22 protein-coding genes, 1 tRNA gene, 1 other RNA gene and 1 pseudogene are annotated in these 25,508 nt (G+C 67.5%); 8 read left to right on the top strand and 17 right to left on the bottom strand.

Going from position 1 to position 25,508, the window contains the following annotated elements; translation table 11 throughout:
- Window positions 1–46: 46 nt before the first annotated feature.
- Entirely contained in the window at window positions 47–1,240 is a 1,194-nt protein-coding gene (gene dinB / locus G3I17_RS27975) for a DNA polymerase IV (protein WP_343238438.1), read from the top strand.
- On the opposite strand, the gene G3I17_RS27970 is transcribed toward dinB, so the two are convergent.
- From G3I17_RS27970 to G3I17_RS27960, 3 genes are read right to left on the bottom strand one after another with little or no spacing between them, the layout of a single operon-like run.
- A complete protein-coding gene (locus tag G3I17_RS27970) occupies window positions 1,215–2,414 on the bottom strand; it encodes a Cmx/CmrA family chloramphenicol efflux MFS transporter (protein WP_164600589.1) in 1,200 nt (399 codons plus the stop codon). The genes dinB and G3I17_RS27970 overlap by 26 nt on opposite strands.
- A 32-nt stretch (window positions 2,415–2,446) precedes the next feature.
- The gene (locus G3I17_RS27965; RefSeq protein ID WP_164600588.1) at window positions 2,447–3,019 is read right to left on the bottom strand and encodes a TetR/AcrR family transcriptional regulator; all 573 of its coding nucleotides are present in this window, start codon (window positions 3,017–3,019) and stop codon (window positions 2,447–2,449) included.
- Between the two features lie 57 nt (window positions 3,020–3,076).
- A complete protein-coding gene (locus G3I17_RS27960) occupies window positions 3,077–3,733 on the bottom strand; it encodes a hypothetical protein (protein ID WP_164600587.1) in 657 nt (218 codons plus the stop codon).
- 250 nt (window positions 3,734–3,983) lie between these two features.
- Here G3I17_RS27960 and G3I17_RS27955 point away from each other — a divergent pair, with 250 nt between their 5' ends.
- Window positions 3,984–4,946: a C4-dicarboxylate transporter gene (locus G3I17_RS27955; protein WP_164600586.1), complete on the top strand. Its 963-nt coding sequence runs from the start codon at window positions 3,984–3,986 to the stop codon at window positions 4,944–4,946.
- A 98-nt stretch (window positions 4,947–5,044) separates the two neighbouring features.
- On the opposite strand, the gene G3I17_RS27950 is transcribed toward G3I17_RS27955, so the two are convergent.
- The 8 genes and pseudogenes from G3I17_RS27950 to G3I17_RS27910 all read right to left on the bottom strand — a co-directional run bounded on the left by G3I17_RS27950 (window position 5,045) and on the right by G3I17_RS27910 (window position 15,377).
- Window positions 5,045–5,689 (bottom strand): DUF5063 domain-containing protein, encoded by a 645-nt coding sequence (locus tag G3I17_RS27950; RefSeq protein ID WP_164600585.1) that lies wholly within the window; start codon window positions 5,687–5,689, stop codon window positions 5,045–5,047.
- Window positions 5,682–6,281: a recombination mediator RecR gene (gene recR / locus G3I17_RS27945; RefSeq protein ID WP_164600584.1), complete on the bottom strand. Its 600-nt coding sequence runs from the start codon at window positions 6,279–6,281 to the stop codon at window positions 5,682–5,684. Before recR ends, G3I17_RS27950 begins: the two co-directional genes overlap by 8 nt.
- Before the next feature lie 136 nt (window positions 6,282–6,417).
- Window positions 6,418–6,720, bottom strand: a pseudogene (locus G3I17_RS27940) (YbaB/EbfC family nucleoid-associated protein); the annotation flags it as partial.
- Window positions 6,721–7,327: 607 nt separating this feature from the next.
- Complete coding sequence (locus tag G3I17_RS27930; RefSeq protein WP_343238437.1) at window positions 7,328–10,429, bottom strand: DNA polymerase III subunit gamma and tau; 3,102 nt, start codon at window positions 10,427–10,429, stop codon at window positions 7,328–7,330.
- A 53-nt stretch (window positions 10,430–10,482) separates the two neighbouring features.
- Window positions 10,483–11,355: a glucose-1-phosphate thymidylyltransferase RfbA gene (rfbA, locus tag G3I17_RS27925; protein ID WP_164600582.1), complete on the bottom strand. Its 873-nt coding sequence runs from the start codon at window positions 11,353–11,355 to the stop codon at window positions 10,483–10,485.
- A gap of 105 nt (window positions 11,356–11,460) precedes the next feature.
- A complete protein-coding gene (locus G3I17_RS27920; protein WP_203590838.1) occupies window positions 11,461–13,086 on the bottom strand; it encodes a long-chain fatty acid--CoA ligase in 1,626 nt (541 codons plus the stop codon).
- A gap of 74 nt (window positions 13,087–13,160) precedes the next feature.
- The gene (locus G3I17_RS27915) at window positions 13,161–14,075 is read right to left on the bottom strand and encodes a gfo/Idh/MocA family oxidoreductase (protein ID WP_164600581.1); all 915 of its coding nucleotides are present in this window, start codon (window positions 14,073–14,075) and stop codon (window positions 13,161–13,163) included.
- A 129-nt stretch (window positions 14,076–14,204) separates the two neighbouring features.
- Window positions 14,205–15,377 carry an acyl-CoA dehydrogenase gene (locus tag G3I17_RS27910; RefSeq protein ID WP_164600580.1) on the bottom strand — a complete coding sequence of 391 codons (1,173 nt, stop codon included), beginning with the start codon at window positions 15,375–15,377 and terminating at the stop codon, window positions 14,205–14,207.
- A 55-nt stretch (window positions 15,378–15,432) separates the two neighbouring features.
- Between G3I17_RS27910 and G3I17_RS27905 the strand changes: the two genes are divergently transcribed.
- Entirely contained in the window at window positions 15,433–16,302 is an 870-nt protein-coding gene (locus G3I17_RS27905) for an alpha/beta hydrolase (protein WP_164600579.1), read from the top strand.
- 122 nt (window positions 16,303–16,424) lie between these two features.
- Here G3I17_RS27905 and nadE read toward each other — a convergent pair whose 3' ends face one another.
- Both nadE and ffs read right to left on the bottom strand, forming a co-directional pair.
- Window positions 16,425–17,243, bottom strand: a complete 819-nt coding sequence (nadE, locus tag G3I17_RS27900; protein ID WP_164600578.1) for an ammonia-dependent NAD(+) synthetase — start codon at window positions 17,241–17,243, stop codon at window positions 16,425–16,427.
- Window positions 17,244–17,321: 78 nt separating this feature from the next.
- An RNA gene (gene ffs / locus G3I17_RS27895) (signal recognition particle sRNA small type) lies at window positions 17,322–17,418 on the bottom strand.
- Window positions 17,419–17,577: 159 nt separating this feature from the next.
- On the opposite strand from ffs, the gene G3I17_RS27890 reads away from it, so the two are divergent.
- Window positions 17,578–18,459 carry a TIGR03620 family F420-dependent LLM class oxidoreductase gene (locus G3I17_RS27890; RefSeq protein ID WP_164600577.1) on the top strand — a complete coding sequence of 294 codons (882 nt, stop codon included), beginning with the start codon at window positions 17,578–17,580 and terminating at the stop codon, window positions 18,457–18,459.
- Window positions 18,460–18,481: 22 nt separating this feature from the next.
- Here G3I17_RS27890 and G3I17_RS27885 read toward each other — a convergent pair whose 3' ends face one another.
- Window positions 18,482–19,114, bottom strand: a complete 633-nt coding sequence (locus G3I17_RS27885; protein WP_164600576.1) for a CatB-related O-acetyltransferase — start codon at window positions 19,112–19,114, stop codon at window positions 18,482–18,484.
- 78 nt (window positions 19,115–19,192) lie between these two features.
- On the opposite strand from G3I17_RS27885, the gene G3I17_RS27880 reads away from it, so the two are divergent.
- The 3 genes from G3I17_RS27880 (at window position 19,193) to G3I17_RS27870 (ending at window position 21,312) form a co-directional block, all read left to right on the top strand.
- Window positions 19,193–19,280, top strand: a tRNA-Ser gene (locus G3I17_RS27880).
- Window positions 19,281–19,810: 530 nt separating this feature from the next.
- Complete coding sequence (locus G3I17_RS27875; protein ID WP_164600575.1) at window positions 19,811–20,293, top strand: hypothetical protein; 483 nt, start codon at window positions 19,811–19,813, stop codon at window positions 20,291–20,293.
- Between the two features lie 572 nt (window positions 20,294–20,865).
- Complete coding sequence (locus G3I17_RS27870; RefSeq protein ID WP_164600574.1) at window positions 20,866–21,312, top strand: hypothetical protein; 447 nt, start codon at window positions 20,866–20,868, stop codon at window positions 21,310–21,312.
- A 268-nt stretch (window positions 21,313–21,580) separates the two neighbouring features.
- Here the strand turns inward: G3I17_RS27870 and G3I17_RS27865 are convergent, their stop codons facing one another.
- Complete coding sequence (locus G3I17_RS27865; protein WP_164600573.1) at window positions 21,581–22,612, bottom strand: hypothetical protein; 1,032 nt, start codon at window positions 22,610–22,612, stop codon at window positions 21,581–21,583.
- 537 nt (window positions 22,613–23,149) lie between these two features.
- Here G3I17_RS27865 and G3I17_RS27860 point away from each other — a divergent pair.
- Window positions 23,150–23,803 (top strand): GPR1/FUN34/YaaH family transporter, encoded by a 654-nt coding sequence (locus tag G3I17_RS27860; RefSeq protein ID WP_164600572.1) that lies wholly within the window; start codon window positions 23,150–23,152, stop codon window positions 23,801–23,803.
- A gap of 48 nt (window positions 23,804–23,851) precedes the next feature.
- Here G3I17_RS27860 and G3I17_RS27855 read toward each other — a convergent pair whose 3' ends face one another.
- Window positions 23,852–24,607: a class I SAM-dependent methyltransferase gene (locus G3I17_RS27855; protein ID WP_164600571.1), complete on the bottom strand. Its 756-nt coding sequence runs from the start codon at window positions 24,605–24,607 to the stop codon at window positions 23,852–23,854.
- 257 nt (window positions 24,608–24,864) lie between these two features.
- On the bottom strand, window positions 24,865–25,473 hold the full coding sequence (locus G3I17_RS27850) for an ATP-binding protein (RefSeq protein WP_164600570.1): 609 nt from the start codon (window positions 25,471–25,473) through the stop codon (window positions 24,865–24,867).
- Between the last annotated feature and the right edge of the window lie 35 nt (window positions 25,474–25,508).

Here is a 25,508-nt window from a genome sequence, read left to right as displayed (position 1 = left end):
TATTCGCCTGCTGTCCGCCGGCCCGAGAGTATGCGAACATATGTTCGTGCCCGACGGCGAAGCGACCATCCTGCATGCCGACCTGGACGCTTTCTACGCGTCGGTCGAGCAGCGGGACGACCCGCGCCTGCGCGGCCGGCCGGTGATCGTCGGCGCCGGCGTCGTGCTCGCCTGCAGCTACGAGGCCAAGGCATACGGCGTCCGGACGGCGATGAACGGCGGCCAGGCGTATCGGCAGTGTCCCCAGGCGATCGTGGTCCAGCCGCGGATGTCGGCGTACTCCGAAGCGTCAAAGGCCGTTTTCGCCGTCTTCGAGAACACCACGCCACTGGTCGAGGGGTTGTCGATCGACGAGGCGTTCCTGGACGTCGGCGGGCTGCGCAAGATCGCCGGTACGCCGGTGGCGATCGCCCGGCGGCTGCGTACCGAAGTACTGGCCGAGGTCGGGTTGCCGATCACGGTCGGGATCGCCCGGACGAAGTTCCTGGCGAAGGTGGCGAGCGGGGTCGCCAAGCCCGACGGGCTGCTGCTGGTACCACCGGATCGCGAGCTGGAATTTCTGCATCCGCTGGCGGTCGAGCGGCTCTGGGGCGTCGGCGCGGTGACCGCCGAGAAGTTGCGCAATCGCGGGCTGACGACGGTCGGGGATGTCGCGATCCTGCCGGAGGCGGCGTTGGTCGCGATGCTCGGGCGGGCGTCGGGGCGGCACCTGCACGCCCTGGCGCACAACCGCGATCCACGGCCGATCGAGGTCGGCCGACGACGGCGGTCGATCGGGTCGCAGCGCGCGCTGGGCCGATCGCCCAAGTCGGCGGAGACGCTCGACGCGATCCTCGCCGGGCTGGTCGATCGGGTGACCCGGCGGATGCGGTCGGCTGGGCGGGCCGGGCGGACCGTCACGCTGAGGCTCCGGTTCGACGACTTCACCCGGGCGACCCGGTCACACACGTTGCCTCAGGCAACTGGTCAGACGCGGGCGATCCTGGTCACCGCGCGCTCGCTGATGGCCACGGCGCGACCGCTGATCGAGAAGCAGGGCATCACCCTGGTCGGTATCTCGGTCGGCAATCTGGAGAACGAGTCGACCGTCCAGCTCGCCCTGCCCTTCGACAAGGCCGCCAACAACGAGCTCGACTCGGCCCTGGACGGCGTCCGCGACAAGTTCGGCAGCAACGCCATCACCCGCGGAGTCCTGCTCGGCCGCGACCAGGGCCTCACCGTCCCAATGCTGCCGGACTGAGTTGGTCTCTGCCGGGCTCGATGCGTGGCTTCGGCGGAGTGCGGAGGGCGACGACGACCGTCAGCAGAGCAAGGATGCCGATGCCCGCGCCGATCCAGCCGAGTGAGGCATAGCCCGCGCCCGCGTCGATCGCCAGGCCACCGAGCCATGGTGCGACCGTGATGCCGACGTTGAAAGCAGAGACGTTCACGGCCGCGGCCAGAGTCGGCGCACCCTCGGCCAGGCTGAACACCCGAGTGTTCACCGCCGGGTTCGTGGCGAACCCGAAGCCACCCAGCGAAACGATCAGCACGACGGCCGCGATCGGCTGGCCGGCCCAGAAGACCAGCGCGACCGACAGGATGACCAGGCCGCCGAGCCCCACCAGGAGGGTGCCGAACGGGCGGCTGTCAGAGGTGCGGCCACCGATGGTGATGCCGGCCAGCGCGCCCACGCCGTACAGGGCCAGGACGGCAGGGACCCAGCCTGAGGACAAGCCGGTGACCTCGGTCAGCAACGGTGCGAGGTAGCTGAAGACCACCAGTAGGGCGCCGACCGACAGAGCCGTCGTCGAGTAGGCGAGCCACAGTCGCGGGTTCGCCATAGCGCGAAGTTCGGCGGATATGCGTGGCCTGGCCGCCGGATCCGGCCGCGTTCCGGGGATCGTCACGAATACCGCGGCCATGACGCTGATCGACATGGCCGCGACGGCCCAGAAGGGTGCCCGCCAGCCGAACTGCTGGCCGAGCAGGGTGCCGGCCGGTAGACCGACGATGGTGGCCAGGCTCAGTCCTCCCGCCACGATGCTCATCGCCCGGCCCCGTCGGTCGGCCGGGACCAGGCTCAGGGCGGTGACCGCGGCCACAGCCCAGAATCCGGCGTAGACGAAGGCGCCGGCGATTCTTGTTGCCACGAGCAACTGATAGTTCGGCGTCAGCGCTCCGATCACGTGGGTGAAGGCGAAGATCGCGAGGAAGACGAGTAGCGCGGTACGGCGTCTCCAGCGCAGGGTGACGACTGCCAGCACCGGGGCTCCGACCAGCATCCCGACCGCGAAGGCCGAGATCAGCAGGCCCGCGTCCGGAATGGTGACTCCCAGGTCCGATGACAGCTCCGGCAGCAGGCCGGCCAGCATCAGCTCCGAGGTCCCCTGGGCGAAGATGGCAAGGCCCAGCACATAGATGGCAGCCGGCATCGGGGCTTGTCTCCTTGACGGTAGGCGGCGAGTCAGAGGGCGGTCAGGGCAGTAGTCGCGATCGCTTCCAGGGCAGGCCGATCGGCGCCGCCGCGAGCCATTACCCGCATCCCACTGATGGTGGCGACGACGAACTGGGCCAAGGTCTCCGCGTCCTTGTCCGCGGCGACCTCCCCGGTACTCCGGCCGGCTTCGATCGCGGCCACCAGCGCGACCAGCCGGATCTCCTGGTCGCGGCGCAACTGGTCGGCGGCTACCGGGTCGTGCGGACCGAGCTCGACCATGGAATTGACCACCAGGCAGCCGATCGGGTCAGCGGGATCCGAGTCCACCACCCACCACAGCAGGGTGCGAACCTTCTCCCGCACCGGCTTGTCGCCGGCCAGCAACTCCAGGGCGGCGGCGGTCTTCCGGTCGATGTAGCGAGCGAGCGCCTTCTCGAAGAGGTCCCGCTTGCCGGCGAAGGTGTTGTAGATGCTGCTGCGTCCCAGCCCCGTGGCCTCACACAGGTCCTGAGTGGAGGTTCCTTCGTAGCCGTTGGCCCAGAACGCGCGCATGGCGGCGTCGATCGCGGTGTCCTCGACGAAACTCCTCGGCCGGCCCATGGCACGACCGTAACACGTTTTGGAACGATTGATGCAAAATGATTTCCGGGTGGCCGCTCAGGGGCGCGGGTAGCCGATCTCGGCGATGTCGTCCTTGAGGTCCTTGAGCAGGACTTCCGGGTTCAGCGCCGTGACGAGCTCCTCGGTGAGAGGCATCAGCGCGTAGACGTGACGGATGGCGTCAAGCTCCAGCGCGATGTCGTAGTAGTGCTCGGCGAAGGTCAGGTAGGCCTCGGGGCGCCCGTCGGCGATCAGATTGAACAGCCAGTCGGCGCCATCCTTCTCGACTCCTTCGACCGGCCCGCACTGCCAGCGCTCGTCCACCGGAGTGCGCCAGAAGCAAACGGTCACGTTGCGATTGCCCTGGTCGTCGGTGAAGGCTGACTCGTCCAGCGCCGGCGCCAGCTCGTCGGGAACGCCGATGAAGAGGCCCGGCCAGGTGCCACTCAACTGGGGTTGCCAGGGTGAGATCGGCGACTCGTGATCGAACCCCTGGCCGATGGCGCCGGCGGGCGAGAAGACGATCGAGTAGTCGTCCCCCATGCCGCTGCGCATCAGCGCCGCCTCATCGGTCGGCGACCAGCGTGAATCGAAGGTGTAGACGCGATACTCGGGCTCCGGGCTGAGCACGGCGTCGAGCATGGCGAGGGCGCGACTGGTCCGGCGGACCTGGTCGATATCGGGCAGTTTGCCGAGCAACTCGTAAACGGACACCCCGACATTCAACCGGTTTGCGGCTCCGACCGCGAGCCCGGTCGCCGCTCCCTGTGGACAACTTCGCGGCGGCGACTCGCCTTCCGTACTTCGTTGCCGGAGGCCCCTGATCCCGAGTACGCGAAGCTGCCGTTATAGCCGCAACCTTCAAGCTGGTAGCGAAAACCTTTCAGCAAGTTCGGAATACCCGCCCCGGTCGACATGCTGAGCTGAAGCGATTGGTCGTTTCACGCGAAAGGGAAGACGCGAGATGGGTACGAGTAAAGCATTTCCATTCCCCCTGTTCGGGATCGCGTTCGGTCTGTCCGGACTGGCCGGCACCTGGACGGTGGCGAGCGAAAGCCTCGGCATCACTGCAGGCGTGGCGAATGCCTTGTGGATCCTCGCGGCCGTCGCCTGGGTGATCAGCCTGGTCCGCTATGGATTGGGAGCCCGTACTGCGCGGCAGGTGCGCTCGGATGTGAACCATCCCGTGCTCGGGGTGTTCGTGGCGTTGATCCCGGCCAGCGGCCTGTTGCTCGGGGCACACTTGAGTCAGTACTCAGCGATCGCCGGCAAGACGGTCGTGGTGATCATGATCGTGATCACCGCCGCACTCGCCACGTTCTTCGTGCGCAGGCTGATGCTCGGTGGTCTCGAACTCGACCAGCTCCACCCGGCCTATCTGCTGCCGACGGTCGCGATCACCTTCATCGGCGGCCAGGCCCTGGCGACGGTCGGGCTGCGCGAGCTCGGCTTCGCGTCGTTCGGGATCGGGCTACTGCTGTGGCTGCTGATCGGCGCCGGGGTCACCGTCAGGCTCGCTACCCGGCCGGCCCTTCCGGACGCGCTGATCGCGACGTTCGCGATCTACGCCGCGCCACCGGCGGTCGCCGGCAACGCGTACTTCGCGCTGAACGGGCACCCCGACGTCTTCCAGCACACGTGGCTGGGCACGTTCATCCTGTTCCTGCTGGTCCAGGTGGCACTGATCCCGACCATCGCGAAGCTGCCGTTCGCCTTGACCTTCTGGACCATGACCTTCACCACGGCAGCCGCCGGCACCTACGGCATCCACTGGCTGACGGCGACCCAGGCTCCGCTGCTTGACCTGTGGACGATCGCGATCCTCGCCGTCGTCACCCTGTGGATCGGCTGGGTCGCGGTTCGCTCAATCCTGCTCGTCGCAGCCAACCACCGCAGCCAAGCCGAGCCAACGCCCGTACACCGGTAACCACCCGGCCGACCCGCACCGCCCGGGCCTACCCGGCATCGCCCGGCTTGCCCGCCAGTCGCAGTACGGCGGGGGCCGGGCGGTCGTCGTACGGGAGATCAGCGGCGCTGGACGGCTTCCTCGGCGACCTCGACGAGCTCGCGGTCGGTGGCCTCGGTCTCCGCGTCGTGGGCCGGCTCCAGCCGGTCGTGCGCGATCAGCGACTGGATGGCCCGCAGTACCGCGCTCGCCGCCGCGCCCCAGGTGGACACGTAGGAGAACTGCCACCACCACAGCGCCTCGACGACACGACCCTCTTCGTAGTGCGCGAGTCCGTGCACCAGATCGGTCGCGATCGCGGTCAGGTCGTCGGAGAGCCGGTTGACGGTGATCTCCGGCGGCGCGGCATACGGGTCGAAGACCTCGGCGTACTCGTCGAGGCCCTCGAACAGGATCGCCAGCCGGTCGCGCATCGCGTCCAGGTCCGGATCCGGACCCGCGTCGCTCTCGAACCGCTCCTCGGGGACGAAGTCCTCGAAGGCACCCAGCCGCCCGCCGGCCAGCAGCAGCTGGCTGACCTCGAGCAGCAGGTACGGCAGCGAGGCGAGACCCTCGTCGACGCCGTCCTCATCGGGCTGTGCGGCGATATCGCGCACGGAGATGAGGAAGCTCTGCACCTGGTCGGCGATCTGTTCGGCGAATTCCAGCAGGTCCTCAGAATCCGTCGCCAGAGCGCGCTCTGCAATATCGGTTGATTCAGTCATCGATCGATCGTCGCCCTTCAAACGCCCGTCCGAGTGTGACCTCGTCGGCGTACTCGAGGTCACCGCCTACTGGAAGTCCACTAGCCAAACGGGTGACGCGCAACCCCATGGGCCGTAACAACCGGCTCAGATAGGTCGCTGTCGCCTCACCCTCGAGGTTCGGATCGGTGGCCAGAATGATCTCGGTCACCTCTCCGTCGGCCAGCCGCAGCATCAGTTCCCTGATCCGCAGCTCGTCCGGCCCGATCCCCTCGATCGGCGAGATCGCGCCGCCGAGGACGTGATAACGGCCGCGGAACTCGCGGGTCCGCTCGACCGCCACGACGTCCTTGGCTTCCTCGACCACGCAGATCAGCGCGAGGTCGCGACGCGGGTCGCGGCAGATCCGGCACAACGTCTCCTCCGAGACGTTGCCGCAGATCTCGCAGAACTTGACCTTCTCCTTCACCTGCACGAGCACGTGCGCGAGCCGGCGAACGTCGGTCTCGTCGGCCGCGAGCAGGTGGAAAGCGATCCGCTGCGCGGACTTCGGACCGACGCCGGGCAGCCGGCCGAGCTCGTCGATGAGGTCCTGGACGGCCCCTTCGTACACGTCAGCCCGGGTTCTGACCGGGCGAACCGGTCCCGTCGGGCTTGCCGAAGCCGATGCTGGGCCTGCTGGAACCGTCGTTCAGGCCGTCGATCGCGTCGTCGTCCGCGTCGGTGTCGGCGCCGCCGAACATCCCGTCGAGGCCGGGCAGACCGCCACCGAGCCCACCGGCCAGCGGGCCCATCGCGGTGGCCGCGACCTGCTTGGCATTCTCCGAGGCGTCCCGGACGGCAGCCACGATCAGGTCGGCCAGCGTCTCGGTGTCGTCGGGATCCACGGCCTGCGGCTTGATGGTCAGGCTGAGCAGCTCACCGGTACCGGACACGAGCGCGGTCACCAGCCCACCGCCGGCACTGCCCTCGACCTCCTGGCTCTCCAGGTTGGCCTGAGCCTCCATCAACTGGCTCTGCATCGCCTGCGCCTGGGCCAGCAGATTGGACATGTCGAAGCCACCAGCGCCCTGCGAACCGCCACCGTCGAACACCGAGATCTCCCGTCCGAACTGCTTCCCAGTTTCCACTTGCTCCCCGAGCCTAGCCGGTCACCCGGACAACCCACCCCTGCGGGAGCACAGACCAGGAAACCGATAAGTCTCCCAAGCCCCCTCCACAAGTTGTGGACACCTTTATCCACAGCCTGTGGACGACCCACCCCCACCCCCAAGCCCCCCGCCTACAACCCCTCCCCCGCCACCCCGACCGTCAGACGCAGGCACAGGCACTGCACCTGGCACTAGGCCTGGCACCGTCGTCAGGCGCGGAATCGGTCGCCCAGCCGTCAGGCGCAGGCCCGTCTCGGTCGCCCAGTCGCCGGGCGCAGGCCCAGTCACCAAGTCGTCGCGTACTGGCTCGACTGCGCGGTTGACCAGGCGCGGGGCGATCACCCAACCTCAGGCCCGCACTCGACCGCCCGACAGCCCGGTTGTCAGGTACGGGCCCGCCATCCAACCCTCAGGCACGGGCTGAGCGCCCGGTTGGTGGGCGCGGCTCGGTGGCTCGGTGCTGGCGTTGGGTGTCGCGATCGGACGGGGCGGGCGGCTGTTGGGTGGGTTAGTTGGGTTCTTCGCTGATGATCTGGGCGCCGAGGGTTTCGCTGAGGAGGTCGGTGTGGCTGCGGGAGTCCTCTTCGAGGATCACGTCGTCCTCGGCGACCGCTTCGGCTTCCTCCTCGGGAGTGAGGGGGGCTTCGTCGACCTGGACCTGGGCGGCACGCAGGCTCTGCTCAGCCGCGACCGCAGCTTCAGCGGCGCGACGCTTGCTCGCCGTCTGCTCTGGGCGATCCTGCGTACCCTGCTCGGGGTTCGCGGCCGGCGCCGGTGGTCCTCCGGCCTGCTGATCCGACTGCATCCCGGTCTGGCCGGTCTGGTCGGCCTGCTGAGTCACTGCCGCGGTTTCCTGTACTACGACGGCTTGCCCGCCGGGCGTTGTCTCCGGCTCGCGCACCGCGGTGGCCACCGCGCCACCACCCGTATCTCCGCCGGCAGAAGCGTTCGCAACGCCGGGGGCTGAATAGTTGCCCGTCTGGCCTGAGGGCTGCGCATTGCCCGTCGGGGCACCCATGCCGTCGCCGGTCGGAGCGTTGCTCGTCGGGGCGCCCGTGCCGTCGCCGGTCGGAGCATTGCCATTGCCGGTCGGCGCGTTGCCGGGCGAAGCGTTGTCATTGCCGGTCTGAGCATTGCCAGTCGGAGCGTTGCTGCCGCTGGACGGGGAGTTGCCGTCGCTGGTCGGGCCGTTGCCGGCCTTTCCGGAGCTGGGCTGGGCGTTGCCGGGGTTGGCTGGGGCGGTGCCGGTGCTGGGTGGGGCGGACGGGGGCTGGGCGTCCCAGGACGACGCGGGCGGCGCACTCGGTGGCGGCGATGCCAGGGGGCGTGCCCCGCCCGGCGCGGCCGGCGCGGTCGCGCTGGGATCGCTGGACGGGTCGACGACCGCTTCGACGCGGCGGTCGATCCCGATCGTGGCGACCATCGCCTCCCGCAGGATCTCGTCGCTGCCGGATCGCGCGAAGCTCTCCCGCGCACCGGCGTTCACCAGACCGAGCGTCAGCGTCTGCTCGTCGATCGCGATCACCTGAGCGTTCTGGCTCAGCATGATCCACGCGAACCGCCGCTTCGCCTTCACCGCCTCGAGAATCTCCGGCCACAACCGCCGGACATCAATCAGTCCCATCGACCCCGAAGACGTCCCAGCCACCGCAGGCCCCCGACCAGGAGCACTCTGAGCAGCCACACCTCCGGCAGATCCACCCACAGCAGCATTCGTGCCAGCCGGACTCCCGGCCGGTCCACCCGCTGTAGGCGCATTCGTGGCAGGCGCGCTTCCAGCAGGCGCACCGGCAGCACCACCTGGGGCCGTCTGCGAGTTCCAACCACCCTGTACCGCCCCAGCGGCAGGCTCGTCGCCCCACGCACCGGAGCGCGATCCAGAGTTGTCCACCGCAGCCGCCTGCGCAGGCACGGCAGTGGACGCGGCCGCAACCGCCTGCGTCGCCGCAGGCTGCGAGCCTGCTTGCTGCGAGGGTGCGGACTGCGACGCTGCCCGGTCCTGGCCCTGAGCATTCGCCGGAGCTGCCGACCGCGGAGCGCCCGGATCCTGCACTTGAGCGCCCTCGTCGGGCTGCGCCTGCACCGACAACTGAGTCTGCCCAGGAACCTCACCCTGGCCCTGGCCTGCAGCCGGGTTCGACGCCGCACCCTGCGACTGGTCTGAAGCCCCCGACTGTCCGGCGCCGTGCGACTGACCCGATGCCTGCGGCTCTCCGGACCTTTGCGGCTGTCCAGCACCCTGCAGTTGGCCCTGTACCTGCGGCTGTCCCTGCGCCTGGGCGGGGGCCGGGCCCGACGCCTCGGGAGGCGACGGCGGGGCACCGGCGGGCGCAGTACCGGCGGCTGGGGTATAGGCACCGGCGTTCGAAGTACTGGCTGGGGCGTAGGCGCCAGCGTTCGTTGTACCGGGTGGGCCGGCTGGTGCTGTGCCGACTCCGCCGGTGATGGTTAGGCGGCGTTCCATTCGGTCGAGGCGGGCCTGGATGCCGTTGGTGGAGTCGTCGGCGCCGGGGAGGAGGACCTTGGCGCAGATCAGCTCCAGCTGAAGGCGGGGGGCCGTCGCGCCGCGCATCTCCAGCAGGCCGGCGGCGACGATGTCTGCCGCGCGGGTCAGCTCGGCTGGACCGATCCCCGCGGCCTGCGTCTGCAGCCGCTGGCCTTGGTCTTCGGAGGCCTCGATCAGCCCGGAGGCGACCGCGTTCGGCACCGCGGACAGGATCACCAGGTCGCGCAACCGGCGGAGCAGGTCTTCGGCGAAGCGCTTCGGGTCCTGCCCGGTCTCGATCACCTTCTCGATCGTCTCGAAGACCGTCTTGCTGTCGTGCGCCGCGAACCCGTCGACACAGGCGTCGAGCAACGAGTCAGGCGTGAAGCCGAGCAACTGGACGGCGAGCCGATACGTCACGCCCTCGGCATCGGCGCCACCGATCAGCTGGTCGAGGACGCTCAGCGAGTCACGCACCGACCCGGCGCCCGCGCGGACCACCAACGGCAGCGCGGCCGACTCGATCGTGACGGCCTCCGCCTCGCACAGGGTCGCCATGTAATCGGCGAGCGCCTTCGGTGGTACCAGCCGGAAGGGGTAGTGGTGGGTGCGCGACCGGATCGTGCCGATCACTTTTTCGGGCTCGGTCGTCGCGAAGATGAACTTCAGGTGCGGCGGCGGCTCCTCGACCAGCTTCAGCAGGGCGTTGAAGCCCTGCGTCGTGACCATGTGCGCCTCGTCGATGATGTAGATCTTGTAGCGACTCTCGACCGGCGAGAAGAAGGCCCGCTCACGCAGGTCGCGCGCGTCGTCGACACCACCGTGGGAGGCGGCGTCGATCTCGATCACGTCGATGCTGCCAGGGCCGCCGCGGGCCAGGTCAGTACAGGACTTGCAGACCCCGCACGGCTCGGCGATCGGGCCCTTCTCGCAGTTGATCGCGCGAGCCAGGATCCGGGCGCTGGTGGTCTTGCCGCAGCCGCGTGGACCGGAGAACAGGTAGGCGTGGTTCACCCGGTTGTTGCTCAGCGCGTTCCGCAGCGGAACGGTGACATGGTCCTGCCCGATCACCTCGGAGAAGTTCTCCGGGCGATACCGGCGGTACAACGCAAGGGGTGCTTCCACGACGGCAACCCTAGCGCCGCGCTCGGACATTTCCTCCCCGCCCATCCGCGGGGTCAGTGCAGACCCTCCTCCAGGAGGCCGAGGAGGTAGTCGCCGTAACCGGACTTGGGCAGCGCGTCGGCGCACCGCTGGAGCCCGGCGTCGTCGATGAACCCGCGCCGCCAGGCGATCTCCTCCGGGCAGCTGATCTTCTGCCCCTGCCGCGTCTCGACCGCGCGGACGAACTCGCCGGCCGCCATCAACGCGTCGAAGGTCCCGGTGTCGAGCCACGCCGTACCGCGCGGGAGCACCTCGACCTGCAACCGCTTGTCCTCCAGGTAGCTGGCGTTGACGGCGGTGATCTCCAACTCGCCGCGCGCCGAGGGCTTGATCTCCTTGGCGACCTCGACGACGTCGCTGGAGTAGAAGTACAGCCCTGGTACGGCGTACTTGCTCTTCGGCCGCTCCGGCTTCTCCTCGATGCTCAATGCCCGCCCGTCCGCATCGAACTCGACCACCCCGTACGCCGAGGGGTCCGCGACGCGATACGCGAAGATGACGCCGCCATCCACCTCGTTGAACCGCTGCAGGTGCAAACCCAGACCCGGCCCGTAGAAGATGTTGTCGCCGAGCGCCAGCGCGACCGGATCCGAGCCGATGAACGACTCCCCGATCAGGAACGCCTGGGCCAGACCATCCGGGCTGGGCTGTTCGGCGTACGAGATCTCCATCCCGAACTGTGAACCGTCCCCCAGCAACCGCTGGAACTGCGCAGTGTCGTCCGGCCGGGTGATCACCAATACCTCGCGGATGTTCGCCAGGATCAGCGTCGACAACGGGTAATAGATCATCGGCTTGTCGTACACCGGCAACAACTGCTTGCTGGCACCCATCGTCAACGGATGCAGCCGGGTCCCGTTCCCGCCGGCCAGGATGATCCCTCGCACCCCGGCCACGATACCGACGCCCGCACCCTCCGGCGGCGCCCGGGCGATTCGCCCGGCCACCCCATCGACCGGCCGGTGAGGCGGAGCCGCCTCACCGGGCGCGGGTCAGCTGAGGTGGTAGTCGGCGAAGCGCGTCCTCAGGTCCTTCTTCGAGAACTTGCCGACGCTGGTCTTGGGGACCTCGTCGATGAATTCGACGGCGTCGGGGAGCCACCATTTGGCGACCAAGGGCGCCAGGTAGGCGAGGATTTCCTCCGAGGTGGCTGAGGCGCCTTCCAGCAGTACTACGCAGGCCAGCGGTCGTTCGTCCCACTTCGGGTGCGGGACCCCGATCACGGCCGCCTCCTTGATCGCGGGGTGCGCCATCAGGAGGTTCTCGAGCTCTACCGAGCTGATCCATTCGCCACCGGACTTCACCAGGTCCTTGGTCCGGTCGACTAGTCGCACTGAGCCGTACTGGTCGATGGCGGCGACGTCGCCCGTCTTCATCCAGCCGTCTTCGGTGTTCAGCTCGACGCCTTCGTCGGGGCGGTAGTACTCCGCGGCGATCCACGGCCCGCGCACCTGCAGCTCGCCTGTCGCCTCGTCGTTCCAGGGCAGCGGTTCGATGGATCCGGGCTCGACGATCCGGACCTCGACCCCCGGCAGCGGCAGTCCTTGCCGGGCGCGCAGCTTGGCTTGCTCCTCCTCGGGCAAGCCTTGGTCGCGCGTCGGGACGTGCGATGACGTCGCCACCGGGCTCGTCTCGGTCATGCCCCAGGCCTGCAGGATCGGCTTGCCCAGCTTCGCCCGGAAGGCTTCGGACAGCGCGAGCGGCACAGCCGAGCCACCACACGGAATCCGCCGCAGCTTGGGCAGCTCCACCCCGTCCAGCAACGGCAGCAGGCCCTGCCAGATCGTCGGGACACCTGCGGCGAGCGTGACGTCCTGCTCCTTCAGCAGCTTCAGAATGCCTTGTGGCGACATGTCCGGCCCCGGGAAGACCAGGCTCGCCCCGGCCATCGGCGCCGCGTGCGCGAGACCCCACGCGTTGGCGTGGAACATCGGCACCACCGGCAGCACCGTGTCGGTCTCGTGCAGCCCGATACCGGCGTTGGTGAGCACCCCGATCGAGTGCAGCCAGGTCGAGCGGTGCGAGTAGACGACGCCCTTGGGGTTGCCCGTCGTCCCGCTCGTGTAGCACATCGCCGCGGCCTGGTTCTCGTCTTCGACGTGGAACTCGACCGGCGACGCGGCGGCGAGCAGCTCCTCGTAGTCGTGGAAGCGCGGGTCGTCCGGCACCTCGACGCTCGGGGCGCCGTCCGGCAGGTCGTTCATCACCACGACGTGCCGAACCAGCGGCATCCGGTCGAGCAGCGGCAGGAACAACCCGAGCAACGACCGGTCGACGAAGACGACCTCGTCCTCGGCATGGTTCGCGATGTAGACGACCTGGTCGGGGAAGAGCCGGATGTTGAGCGTGTGCAGGACGCGACCGGTGCACGGCGCCGCGAAGTACAGCTCGAGGTGGCGGCCCGAGTTCCAGGCGAAGGTGCCGACCCGGCCGTCCGAGCTGATGCCCAGCGTGTCGAAGACACCGCCCAGCCGTCTGGTCCGCGCGGCCCACTCCGCGTACGTAGTACTGGTTGGGGCGGGGCCGCCGGTGTAGACGGTCTTGTCCGGGAAGAACTGCTCAGCCCGGCGGAAGATCGTGTCCAGGGACAGCTGGGAATCCTGCATCAGACCCTTCATGGACACACTGTGCCAGTACCGGTGTCAGCTTGACCATGACCGCAGACTGACCTGCAACTGCACTGAGAAGGAACTCACACCCCCTCCGACCACGCCTCCGAGGTGGTTTTCACCGCCGCGCCGGAAGCGACAGACTCGGAGATCGCCAGCGCGATCAGGTGATCCTGACTAGCAGCAGCGAGCGGATACGGCGGCTCCCCCTCGCCCCGGCACCACTCGATCATCCGAGCCAGCAATGACCCGATCGCAATATCCTCGTCCGCCAGCCGAACCCCCGGGAACGGATTCCGGTAGACCACCTCACCGTCGAGGCTGAGATGGTCGAGCGCAAACCCCTCGAGGTTCGCCCCAAGCCCCGTCTGCCGCCGAACCAACCGCGACTCGACCGCGGTCGACGGATCGACGAGTCGTACCAACCGATCGTCGACCAGCTCGCCATGACTGCCACGGATGACGATCCGGCTGCCACGCAACGGGTTGTGCCACTGGTTGTCGGTGAAGTCGTACAGCCCGACCAGCCCGCCGAAATCCAGCGTCGCCAGCGTGGTGACGGCATCACGCACCGAACCATCGCCAGTCCAGCCGTCACGGGTCATCGGATCGACCAGCGGCGCCACGAACTCCCTAGCCTCGACGCGAACCGGCGCCATCCCCACACCCAACAGGAGCCGGATCACCGCGACAGCGTGGTACAGGTGCGTCGACGACAACTGCACGGAGCTGACCTGCCCGAGCGCACCGCCCTGGATCACGGACAACTGCGCCGCGCGCGACGGCAAAAACGGATTCTGCTCAGCGACCTGTACCAACCCGCTGTCACCCACCGAGGACCAAAGCCGCCGCAGCCCCTCCACATCCGGCGCCGGCGGCGTCTCGGTCAACACCGGGATGCCCTCGGCAACAAGCTCCGCAGTCACCACCGGCGCGACCTCCCACGGCACCGACACGATGACGAAGTCAGGCAGCCCTGCCGCGAGCAACGAATCCACCCACTACCGACGATCCCGTACCGCCCCGGCCGCGACTGCTGATCAGACATCCACCAAGTGTCCCTCCGAACCTTGAGCGCACTCGACGGGCTGCTCGTCTGCATCTCAAGTACACAGGCGCTCTCGCCGTCAGTTGAAGTGAGCACCCGGCTTCCGATAGCCGCGGAGCAGGTCGCGGGAGATGATCAGCCGCTGCATCTCGTCGGTGCCCTCGAAGATGCGCCAGAGCCGGACCTCGCGGAACCAGCGCTCGATCGGGAGCTCCTTCGTATAGCCCATGCCGCCGTGGATCTGGAGAACCCGGTCGGCGACCCGGTTGACGGTATTGGTCCCGTAGAGCTTGGCGATGGCGCTGTCATGCTGAGGCGGCCGGCCCTGGTCGACCGACCATGCGGCGTACAGGACGAGCCAACGAGCCGCCTCCAGCTCGACCTCGGAGTCGGCGATCATCCACTGGATCGCCTGGTTGTCGCCGATCGGGTTGCCGAAGGTCTGCCGGGTGGTGGCGTGCTCGATCGCCAACTGGAGCAGGCGTTCGCACGCGCCGATGCCGCGCGCCGGGATGATGAACCGGCCCTTCATGATCCAGCGCATCGCCAGCTCGTACCCCTGGCCGATCTCGCCGAGCACATGATCGTGCGGGACCCGGACGTCGTCGAAGTTGAGTGTCGCCGGAACCGCCTGGCCCATCGTGACGATCGGGTCGGACGTCCAGCCGCGATCCCGGTCGACCAGGAACGCCGTGAACCCACCCTTCGAGCCCTTCTCGGCATCCGTGACGGCGATGACGATCGCGAAGTCCGCTTCGTTACCCCCGGTGATGAAGGTCTTCTCGCCCCGGATCACCCACTCGTCACCGTCGCGGCGGGCGGTGGTCCGGATCGCCCGCGTATCGGAGCCGGCGCCCGGCTCGGTGATCGCGAAACACGACCTGCGCTCACCGGAGATCGTCGGCAGCAGATACTCCTTGCGCTGCTCCTCGTTACTCTCGAAGAGGATGTTGTCCGCCTCGCCGCCGAACGAGAACGGCACGAAGGTCCGCCCGAGCTCGCTCGTGATGAGCACCTGGTCGACCGCCGTCAGGTCCATCCCGCCGTACTCCTCGGGCGTGCTCAATCCCCAGAACCCGAACGACTTCGCCTTCAGCCGGAGCGCGTTGACGACGTCGGGCTCGATCCCCGGCAACCCTTCCCGCTCCCGCTTGAGCACCTCGTTCTCCAGCGGCATCAGCTCCTTGCGCACGAACTCCCGCGTCGTCTCGCGAATCGCGCGCTGTTCCTCACTGAGCGAGAAGTCGACCATCAGCCCTCCATCGAATGGGTTTTCAACCACCGTAGGCGTAACTACGCTCGCCCACATGTCGATGGAGATTCGCGGTACCAACCTGTACGTCGATCAGCGCGGTCCCGAGGGCGCGCCGGCACTCCTCTTCATCCATGGCGGCCCGGGCTCCGGTACGTACGACTTCCTCTCCTTCCAGGGCGACGCGCTCGCGAAGCGGCTGCACCTGATCGCCGTCGACCAGCGCGGCGTACAGCACTCCGATCCGCTGGAAGGCGAAGTCACCGATGAGGACCTGATCGCCGACTTCGAGGCGGTCCGGGAAGCTCTGGGCATCACCAGCTGGTCGATTCTCGGACACTCGTACGGCGGCCGGCCGGCTATCCGGTACGCCGTGATGCATCCGTCGGTCGTCGACCGGGTGATCTTCGAGAACCCGGGCTGGGACATCGAGCTCATCACCCGCACTCTGGTCCAGGCAGGGCTGCCGCTGCTGCGTGAACTCGGTCTGGACCAAGGCGTGGAGGAGCTGCTCGAAAATCACGGCCCGGCGACCGTCCAGATGTGGAACGAACGGACCGGCGCGATGCATCGCGCCGGCGACCGCCGGATGGAGATCTACCTCGGGCCTGCCTCCCGGGACCTGAAACTGCCTGCCGACGAACTGCCCGAGGAGATCCAGAGCCGGGCCGGGCGATTCGCCGAGAGCATCATCCAGGCGCCAGGCTTCGTCGAGTCGCTGCTGCCTCTGCTCAGCCAGCTGACGCAGCCCGCGCTGCTGATCAAAGGCGGGTACGACCCGATCACCAGCCCGACGGAGATCGCCCGCTTCCAGTCCGCCGTGCCGGACGGCACCTACCGGTGCTTCGAAGGCGCCGGCCACTTCGTCCACGCGGAGGCCGCCGACGCGTACACCCAACTGGTCACAGACTTCGTCCTGGCCTGATCCTCCGGACCGCCATCACACACCAAGCCCAGTTGAGCGCCGGATAGCCGCCTCACCCAGGCGTGAGCCACGGCGCTACGTGGCCCGCGGCGAGGGTTGGTGTGTGATGGCGGTCCGGGGTGTCAGGGCGCGGTCGGTACTGCGCGCTTGTGGATGGTGCGGCGGTGGAAGGCGATGATCGTCTCGGCGGCCTTGTCGCTGACCTGCTTGCCCTCGAGGAAGTCGTCGATCTCGTCGTACGTCACGCCGAGGACCAGCTCGTCCGGGACACCCGGGTTGGACGTCTCGAGGTCGGCGGTCGGCACCTTGCCGGTGATCAGGTCGGACGCACCGAGCTTCGCGCCGACGGCTCGCACGCGGCGCTTGGTGAGGCCCGCGAGCGGAGTCAGGTCGCAGGCGCCATCGCCGTACTTCGTGAAGAACCCCATCACCGCCTCGGCCGCGTGATCCGTGCCGACGACGAGCCCGCCGCGCGCCCCGGCGACGGCGTACTGCGCGACCATCCGCTGCCGGGCCTTCACGTTGCCGGTGTGGAAGTCGGCGCGATCGCCGAGATCCGAGTGCCGGACCGAGTCGACCAGCGCGTCCGTGGCCGGCTTCACGTCGACCGTGAGCGTCTCGTCCGGGCGGATGAACTCGAGCGCCCGCTGCGCGTCGTCCTCATCGGCCTGTACGCCGTACGGCAGCCGCATTGCGACGAAACTCGCCTGGCCGCCTTCCGCCCGGACCCGCTCGACGGCGAGCTGGCAGAGGCGGCCCGCAGTACTGGAGTCGACGCCGCCGGAGATGCCCAGCACGTACGCCGAGGCACCGGACAGGCGGAGCTGGTCGGCCAGGAAGGCGATCCGGCGCTCGATCTCGACGCCGACGTCGAAGGACGGCGTCACGCCGAGCTCGCCGATGATCAGTTCCTGCAGGTACCGGCGGTCGAGCTCGCTCATCGGACTCCCTTGTAGGCGTGGATCGTTCGATCACAGCCTATTTCGCGGGCCTGAGCGGTGGCGGCGAAGGGGTCCGGACATAAGGATTCCCCGCGCACCCGGAAGAGCTCACTTACCCTTGCTGCCTTCCGGCCCTGGGGGAGTTGGGCGAGATACCGCCACGCGGGGAACCAGCCAAGAGTGTACGGGATCGAGGGCCGCACTCCAGAATCCGGCCCCTCCGCTCCGCCGAAACCCCGACCGCCTCACCCATCACCTCTTCCGCCTCCCGCCTGCTTTCTCGCGCGTCGCCCGTCGCCGGAATGCCGGCGGCCGCTGACCGGTTGGCATCGTTATGACGAGCCTTGACTTCGGTCCCTTCGGGATCGCGACCGGCCTGACCAGCAGCCCCGAATCCCTGTCAGCTGCGAGGGTGGCGGAGGAGCTGGGTTACCCGGCCATCTGGCTGTCCGGCGGACCGCTGCCCGGCCTGCAGACCATCACGGATCTCATCGAGGCGACCTCGACGATCAGGTTCGTGAGCGGGATCCTGTCGGTCGACAACTACAGCGCCGCGGACGTTGCTTCGGCGTACGCCGGTTTGGAGGCCTCCGCGCCCGGGCGATTCACCGTGGGGCTCGGGGGTGCCCACGGCGCTCATCCGATTGCGACGCTGAACGGCTACCTCGACCAACTGGACGCCGTACCAACCGAGGGCGACCCGGCTCGCGGCGTACCGGCTGCCGAAGGCGGGTCGGCCCAGGTCGTACCGGCTGAGCATCGGCTGTTGGCTGCGCTCGGGCCGCGGATGCTGGAGCTGGCTCGCGAGCGGACCGCGGGGGCGTATCCGTTCCTGATCACGCCCGAGTACACCGCCGAGGCGCGCAAGACGCTCGGGCCCGACAAGCTGCTCACCGTCTCCCACCTCGCCGTCCTCGAGACCGACCCGGACCGCGCCCGGGCGATCGCACGGGGAACGATCAGCTTCTTCCCGCGGATCCCCGGCTACGCGGCCTCGCTCAAACGCCAGGGCTTCACCGACGCGGACCTGACCGACCTCCCCGACCACCTGGTCGACTCACTGGCCGCCTGGGGCACCCCCGCCCAGATCGCCGAGAAGCTCCACGCCCACCACACCGCCGGCGCAGACCACGTCGCCGTCAACGTCATCACCGGCGTGACCGGCCCCCAACCGATCGACGAGTGGCGAGCCCTGGCTCCCGCCTTGTTGCCCTAAACAACGACTGGCCGCGATACCTCTACTCGGCGGTCTCCAGGTCGGCGACGGTGCCGGCCATGATGGCGGGGAGGTGCCTGGTCACCTTCTCAGCCGGCCAGTCCCACCAGGCGACCTGTAGCAACCGGGCGATCTCCTCGTCGGGGAAGCGCTTCCGGATCAGCTTGGCCGGGTTGCCGCCGACGATCCCGTACGCCGGTACGTCGTCGACCACCACCGCCTTGGCCGCGATGATCGCCCCGTCGCCGATCCGCACCCCAGGCATCACCGTCGCGCCGTACCCGAACCACACGTCGTTCCCGACGACCGTGTCCCCCCGCCCGGGCAACCCGGTGATCAGCCCGAAATGCTCCGCCCAGGCCCCACCCATGATCGGAAACGGGAACGTCGACGGCCCGTCCATCCGGTGGTTGGCCCCGTTCATCACGAAGGTCGTCCCCTCGGCCAACGCACAGTACTTCCCGATCCGCAGCAGCTCGGGCCCGTAGTGGTAGAGCACGTTCTTCTCGAGAAACCGCTCGGGCTCCACCGGATCGTCGTAGTACGAGTAGTCCCCCACCTCCACCAGCGGCGACTCCACCACCCCCTTGAGCAGCACCACCCGCTCAACCCCCACCATCGGATACACAACCCCCGGATCAGGCACGCTCTCCATCCCCCAACCCTAGGCTCGCGCCCACCCTCCCCACCCCCGATTTTCATCCCCACCCCCTCCTCGCGTATTCTCGCGCCTGGAGGATTCGCCTAGTGGCCTAGGGCGCACGCTTGGAAAGCGTGTTGGGGGCAACCCCTCACGAGTTCGAATCTCGTATCCTCCGCCACTCCGAGCGGCCGACCGACCAGCTTTCCACCTGGTCAGAGCAACATTCGGCCGCGCAGAGAGAATGAAGTGAGAACGACCCGGCCGCATCAGCGACCGGGTCGTTCTCGTTCGTAGTCTCAACGGCAGTCTCAACAGGCTCGCTCAGGCCGGTACTTTGACCCCTGCAGCTCCGCGCCGAGCTGGAGAAGGTCTAAGACCGGCGAGGCGTACGCGCGGAGCCCTGAGAACCGCTTGCGCCTCGCCTAAGCCCCCGGTCAGATGCGCCCGGCCGGGCAAGGCGCGGAGCCAGCTGGACCGCTGCCTCCGCGCACAATGCTGGTCCCTGAGTCCTGAGACGCCTCCCTCGGCCGCCGGTGGCGCCGCGACTGGGAGGCCGAGCTGGTCCCCGCATGACGGGTAAGACAAGGCCCCGCGCGCGGTACGGGTGCGGTACGGGCAGAGAGATGTCAGCGACAACGCCTACCGTTCGGGACGCATTCAGCGGGCGGGCACAAGCCTGCTCGGGGGACATCTCCTTGGAGGGTATCGATGAAGGCAAGCATTCTGAGGGCAGCGGTAGGAGTCGTGGCGGTGCTGGGCGGACTGTTGATCGCAAGTCCTGCGCAAGCAGCCGACGGACCGGACTCAGTTCGCGTGCGCTACCCGAGTTGGACCTCCATCAGTGGTGGGCTCGCCACGGCGAATCTCGACTTCGTCGGGCAGAAAACCGTCATCTTTCGCAACTTCACGGTGCGCGACATTTGTCCCAGTGACGGCCGTCCGGTGCGGGCCTACGTGACGACGTGGGGGACCGACGGAGTCCGCAGGACTTGGGCCGCCGCGAAAGCGGACACCAACGGCTGCGGCCCCGACGGCACGAACTTCGGGACTGTCACCCACAAGACCAGCTTGACCGTGGCGCGAGCAGGCCTGACGGTGTGCGTCTACACAAACTCGGCCGGCAACCTGCGCTGTGTGCACAGCGGCGGCCGAGACAACCCGTACGTCAGCGCGCCGGGGACGGGGCGCTGACGGCCGCCCGCTGTCTGAATAATCTGACAAGCCGTTTACACGCCCCGGCGGTGGAACACCGGGAAGGCTTGCGGCCCCCCGAGAGCCGCTCTGACGGCGGCTAGGAACCATCGTGCGCAGTCTCAAAACTAGTCTCATCCGCCCACGTTCGGGGACGTTCGGGGAGGATCTCAGGCCTGTGGTCCCCCGCTCCCGCGACTCTTGAAAGACCTCCCTGAACGCCGAATCGAGGGATTGGAAAGCGTGTTGGGGGCAACCCCTCACGAGTTCGAATCTCGTATCCTCCGCCACTCTCCGAGTGACCGATTGACCAGTGTTTCCGCTGGTCAGAGCCCAGTACCGGCACTCAGAGGGACAAACACAAGGTGGGCCGGTCGCAACTGCGACCGGCCCACCTTTTTGCCGAGGGTCACAATGGCCTTTCTCAGGCCGACATCAATGCACCTCCGGTGCCGTCCTCGGGGTCTTCTTCCGCATCCTGGCAACGCCCGCCGCCGGTAGGCGTGCACGTCTGGCCGCGGCGGGGGCGGGATGGCAAGCTGCTGTCCCCGCCCACAGTGAGGATCGACATCATGAACCGACACTCCATCCGCCGGCCGCTCGGCGCGTCCGCCGCGCTCTTCATCGCGCTCGTGTTGCTGCTGGTCAGCCCGGCCGTCGCCTCCGCCGCCACGATCAACAATCCGCCGATGTTCCGGGCGACCGAGGTCAGCATCATCCAGAACGACGTGTGCACCGGGAACTTCCAGGCGTACGTGTGCTTCCAGAAGTACGGCGACAACTTCTTCGTCGTGGACCAGCATGAGGACAGCTCCTCGGCTGTGGCGTACTTCGAGACCGGCTACGGTCGCACCGGCGCGTGCTACAACCCGTACGGCCAGGGGCACGCCGGGGTCTGCAACCTGGACCTCAAGGAAGGCTCCCACGTGTGCATGTACGCGGGCATCGTCGACCGCAACGGCGCCAACATCGTGATCATCGCTCTCGACACCAAGAAGTGCTTCTACAACGACCACTGATCAGGGCTGTGGCAAACACCTGCCATGTCGCCATGCTCACCGACGGTCGGGCGCCAGTTCGTCGACCGGTGCCGGACGGCCCCGTTGCGGGGCGCGCTCGTAGGGGTCTCAATGAGGGTCTCAATCGCCACGGTTCAGGACCGTTCGCGACCGTCCATCATCCGCGCAAGTCAGCCTCAGAAGACTCCCGCCGATCGACCGCGAACTTCGAATTTCGGTCTTGGAAAGCCGAGCTTTGGGTCTTGCCGAGTCTTGCTGAGCCCTGGGACTAGAGGGTGCCGGTCAATGCCAGGACTCCCGGGTCGTTGGTCAGACCGGTGGCGCGGACGGTCTTGACCGGCGTCCACGAACCGTCGGAGCGGCGGATGTTGTGCCTGATGATCTGGCTGGCGTTTGCGGTGAAGTCGATGATCGCGACCTGCAGTTCGGCGCCGACGTTGGCTGCGCTGACGAAGAAAGGCGAGTAATTGGAGAAAGCGGTCACCTTCTTGAACCGCTGCCAGGATCCATCCGCTCTACGGATGGCGTGGTAGACGTCGCTGGAACCGCTCAGAGCTACGACGTGGAGCTGCGAGCCGATCCCGGCCAAGGCCACGTGGAGGACGTCGTTGGCGATCTCACCGGCCACGCTCTCGATGTTGCCCCAGTTGCTCCATGTCCCATCCGAGGCTCGAATGGCGTGGAAAAGTTTGCCATCTGTGACGACCGCGGTATCGATCGTCGTGCCGACTCGGGTGGTGGCGACATGATTGATGATGCTCCCGAAGGTTCGGAGATTCACCCAACGGGGATGCCAGCTCCCGTCTGCGTTGCGGCCGGTGTAGTACAGGGCATTGCCACGTTCGGAAGCGCCGAAGACGTGCAGCTTGCTTCCGGCGGAGCTTCCGAGGGAAGTTACCGCGACGTGGGGCGCGCCCGGGGTGGGGCCCGATTGCGAGGGGATGGGGCTGAACGCCGTCCAGGAACCGTCGGAGCGGTTCCGGACGCCGTGGCTCGGAGCCCCGCTGTTGAGCGCTGCGACCACGTGGAGGTCATTGGACATACCGACGCAGGAGACGCGGTAGACCGAGACGGCAGGAATGCCGACTTCCTCCCAGCTCGGCTTCCAGGTGCCGTCTCCAGCTCGCGTCTGGTGCATGAGGTGGCCGTTCGCCTGGCCCGCAAGAAGATGCGCGTTCCAGTCGGCGGGGGCGGCCGAGGCCGCTGCTGGGGCGAGTGCGTCAAGGCCCGTGCCGACCAGAGCGGCGGCGGGGACGGCGAGGAGCGCACGGTTGAATTGACGGCGGTTGAGCGAGGTCATGTCGATTCCTTGATACTTGAGCGAGCGTGCGGGCCAATGCATTGCGCAGTTCGCTGTGCGTCCCTGCGCAAGGCGTTGGCTGATCAGGAAGGCACCGAAGACCGATGCCCCCGGAGATGCCCTCGATGCATTGTGGTGACTAGCCCTTACACGCCACTGCCCGTACTCCGCCCGTACCGCTCCAGCTGCGAGGACTTGGAAGGGGTGTTGGGGGCAGCCCCTCACGAGTTCGAATCTCGTATCCTCCGCCACTCTCCGAGCGGCAAGAAGCCGCAGTTCAAGCGCGGTTTCACCCTCTGAGAGGAACGACAAAGCCGCCCCGGACCTGCTTGGTCTCAACGCCAGTCTCAACGGCCCGTGAGCTGTGCCCTTGGGACGTAACCCGCGGCGATCAGGCGGCGGGAGCCAGAGACGGGCATGCGCTCCTGTACAGCATTGTGTGGGTGCCGGGGCGAGTGGTGTCTCAAAACGAGACAGTTGGCGGGGGCGCGGCGCCATAAGTTTCACAGTCCAGGATGTGCCTGAAAGGAGCTTGCCATGGCCGCTGTCGATGCCGAGGTTCAAAGCACACAAGAGGTACGTGCCCAGCATTCCGCTGAGGCTGCGGTGCCAGCGGTGACCGGAGATCCGTCCCTGATTGGTCTGCCCAGTTTTATCGTGGGATCGGTTGCGCTTGGGCTTGTTCTTGTCGGGTACGTGCCTGCGGCGGCCGTTGGGGCTTCGCTGCCCGTGATCGTCGCGGCCACGGGGCTGGGGCTGGTGATCGCGGCCATCTGGTCGGCCGCTATCGGACAGAGTGCGGTAGCCGGGGTTTTCGGTATCTTCGCCGGGTTCTGGTTGAGCTACGGGATGCTCGTACTGGGCCTGACGCACAACTGGTTCGCCATTGTCGCTGCGGACGCCGTCGATACGCAGGGGCTGTTCCTGATCTCGTGGCTGGTGGTGATCGGGATGCTGACGCTGGCCACGCTCCGGCTGCCGATCGCCTACACGGTGCTCTTCGCGCTCATCGAAATTGCCTTGGTGCTGGTCTTGGTCGGCACGCTGCAGCAATCAGCCGGCACGCTGAAGGTCGGCGGCGTGGTGGTCTTCATCTTCGCCGCGGTGGGTGTCTACCTGTTCTTCAGTTCGTCCTCGCAGGCGACAGGCGGTAAGGCACTTCCACTCGGACAACCGCTTGTCCACAGCTGAGCCAGAAGTAGAACCGGACGAGCGGCGCCAGCGGCGGGTCCGGCCGGTCTACTTCAGCGCAGCGATGACTCGCATCGAACCGCTGGTGACACGGATCCGGCGGTCGCGGAAGAGGCGGGTCCGCTCGAAGGGCGGTATCAGCCGGGATGCCGGGTGCAGGAGTTCGCGCACCCGAGACGTGACGAACGGCAGCGCGTAGTACTGGTAAGCGCTGTCGATCGCGGTCACCTGGAACGCGGTTCGCCGGAGCAACTCGGTCATCGTCTTCGGGTCGTAGTAGCTCACGTGTTCGGGGATCTTGAACGACACCCAGCGGGAGCCGGAGACGCGCGACAGCAGACTCCTGATGTTTGGCGTCACCATCACCACCAGACCACCCGGGGTGAGCAACTGGCTCGCACTACGGAGGAATGCAGCCGGATCGGTGACGTGCTCGATCAGGTGTGAGGCGAAGATGACGTCGTACTTCTCGCCCTGGATCTCGGGCACCTCCTCGACGAACCCACAAAACACCCGACCGGGGTAACGCTCGTCGGCAAACTTGACCGCCGAGGGCGACAGATCTACGCCGTACGCGTCGTACCCAGCGTCGAGGGCGGCCTTCAGGAAGTACCCGTAGCCGCAACCGACCTCGAGGATCCGGCCGGTCGGCACGAATTCACCGATCCGGCGGACATCCTCACGGAAGGTCGCCAGGTATTCCTGTTCCTGACTCTCGTACTGCGAATAGCCGGAACCTTCGCCGCCGAAGTACGACTCTTCCTCGTAGAGCGCACGCAGCGTCTCCGGAGTGGGTGTCGGCACCAGTTGCACCAAGCCACACCCCGGACACTCCTCGATGCCATAGCCATCCTTTGCGCCCCGCGGCCGGAAAGGCCCACCGGCACCACACAAAATGCAGACGACGTCGGCCGACGCAGCGGTCATTGATCAATCTCACCTTCTGATCACGCCCTGAATAACGCGAGATCAGGACGGTACCGCGTTCAAGGTTCCCCGTCTCGATGCCAGGGGTGCCCGATGTCCCTGCGCCGTACGGTGGTTCGAAGGATCGTGTTGGGTCATGGTTCGGTTGAGTTGCGGGAAATGGCGGCGGTCGGGGCGTACTGGTCGGGTAAGGATGGCCAGCGCTGCGAGGCCCACTCCGACCAGGTCGTGTGCTCTGGTGGGACGGGTGGAATCTGAGAGCCCAGCAGTTCTTCGTCGTCCGGCGCTTGGAACTGAGCCCGCCACTGCTCGAGTTCACCGTCGCTCATGTGCCACGTTTGAGCGGGCGTAGTTGCGAACCGATTGGTGACACGCCTGCGTTGCTCCTCGTGGTCTATCGGCAGGTAGACGACTTGGCTACGCGCGCCGACGGTGCCGGCGATCCAGCGGAGCGCGGATCGTTCGTCCTTGCCCCAGAATCCGAAGTCGAAGACGACATTGGTGCCCAGCTCCGCGGCCCGCATGCCGAGCTGAACCAGCTTGCCTTCGACGAGGTCACGCTTGTCTGATGGGTTTCGTTCGCCGAACAGCGCGATCTGCCACTCGTCCGGCGTTAGCCGTAGGGCTGACGCGCTGGTCTCCAGTTCCTTCGCGCGAGTTGTTTTCCCTGCGCCGGGAAGGCCGACGATCAGGTAAACGGTGGCAGATCCGACGCGCGGTCCGGGGTGCTTGGGTGCGTACATGTGACGGCTCCTGAGGGATGGCAGGGACGAGTCAC

The sequence above is a fragment of the Streptomyces sp. SID13031 genome, from assembly GCF_010548305.1.
In the GTDB taxonomy this organism is placed as follows: Bacteria; Actinomycetota; Actinomycetes; order Propionibacteriales; family Kribbellaceae; genus Kribbella.
Note: the sequence above shows the minus strand (reverse complement) of the source record. Positions and strands in the feature narration are given on the sequence as shown.

Coding starts and splice junctions, on each gene's coding strand:
- G3I17_RS27875 (WP_164600575.1), top strand. CDS start 19,811: ATGAAGGCAAGCATTCTGAGGGCAGCGGTAGGAGTCGTGGCGGTGCTG.
- G3I17_RS27860 (WP_164600572.1), top strand. CDS start 23,150: ATGGCCGCTGTCGATGCCGAGGTTCAAAGCACACAAGAGGTACGTGCC.
- G3I17_RS27970 (WP_164600589.1), bottom strand. CDS start 2,414: ATGCCGGCTGCCATCTATGTGCTGGGCCTTGCCATCTTCGCCCAGGGG.
- G3I17_RS27865 (WP_164600573.1), bottom strand. CDS start 22,612: ATGACCTCGCTCAACCGCCGTCAATTCAACCGTGCGCTCCTCGCCGTC.
- G3I17_RS27905 (WP_164600579.1), top strand. CDS start 15,433: ATGTCGATGGAGATTCGCGGTACCAACCTGTACGTCGATCAGCGCGGT.
- G3I17_RS27890 (WP_164600577.1), top strand. CDS start 17,578: ATGACGAGCCTTGACTTCGGTCCCTTCGGGATCGCGACCGGCCTGACC.
- nadE (WP_164600578.1), bottom strand. CDS start 17,243: ATGAGCGAGCTCGACCGCCGGTACCTGCAGGAACTGATCATCGGCGAG.
- G3I17_RS27950 (WP_164600585.1), bottom strand. CDS start 5,689: ATGACTGAATCAACCGATATTGCAGAGCGCGCTCTGGCGACGGATTCT.
- G3I17_RS27965 (WP_164600588.1), bottom strand. CDS start 3,019: ATGGGCCGGCCGAGGAGTTTCGTCGAGGACACCGCGATCGACGCCGCC.
- G3I17_RS27920 (WP_203590838.1), bottom strand. CDS start 13,086: ATGAAGGGTCTGATGCAGGATTCCCAGCTGTCCCTGGACACGATCTTC.
- G3I17_RS27850 (WP_164600570.1), bottom strand. CDS start 25,473: ATGTACGCACCCAAGCACCCCGGACCGCGCGTCGGATCTGCCACCGTT.
- G3I17_RS27870 (WP_164600574.1), top strand. CDS start 20,866: ATGAACCGACACTCCATCCGCCGGCCGCTCGGCGCGTCCGCCGCGCTC.
- G3I17_RS27955 (WP_164600586.1), top strand. CDS start 3,984: ATGGGTACGAGTAAAGCATTTCCATTCCCCCTGTTCGGGATCGCGTTC.
- G3I17_RS27885 (WP_164600576.1), bottom strand. CDS start 19,114: ATGGAGAGCGTGCCTGATCCGGGGGTTGTGTATCCGATGGTGGGGGTT.
- G3I17_RS27910 (WP_164600580.1), bottom strand. CDS start 15,377: ATGGTCGACTTCTCGCTCAGTGAGGAACAGCGCGCGATTCGCGAGACG.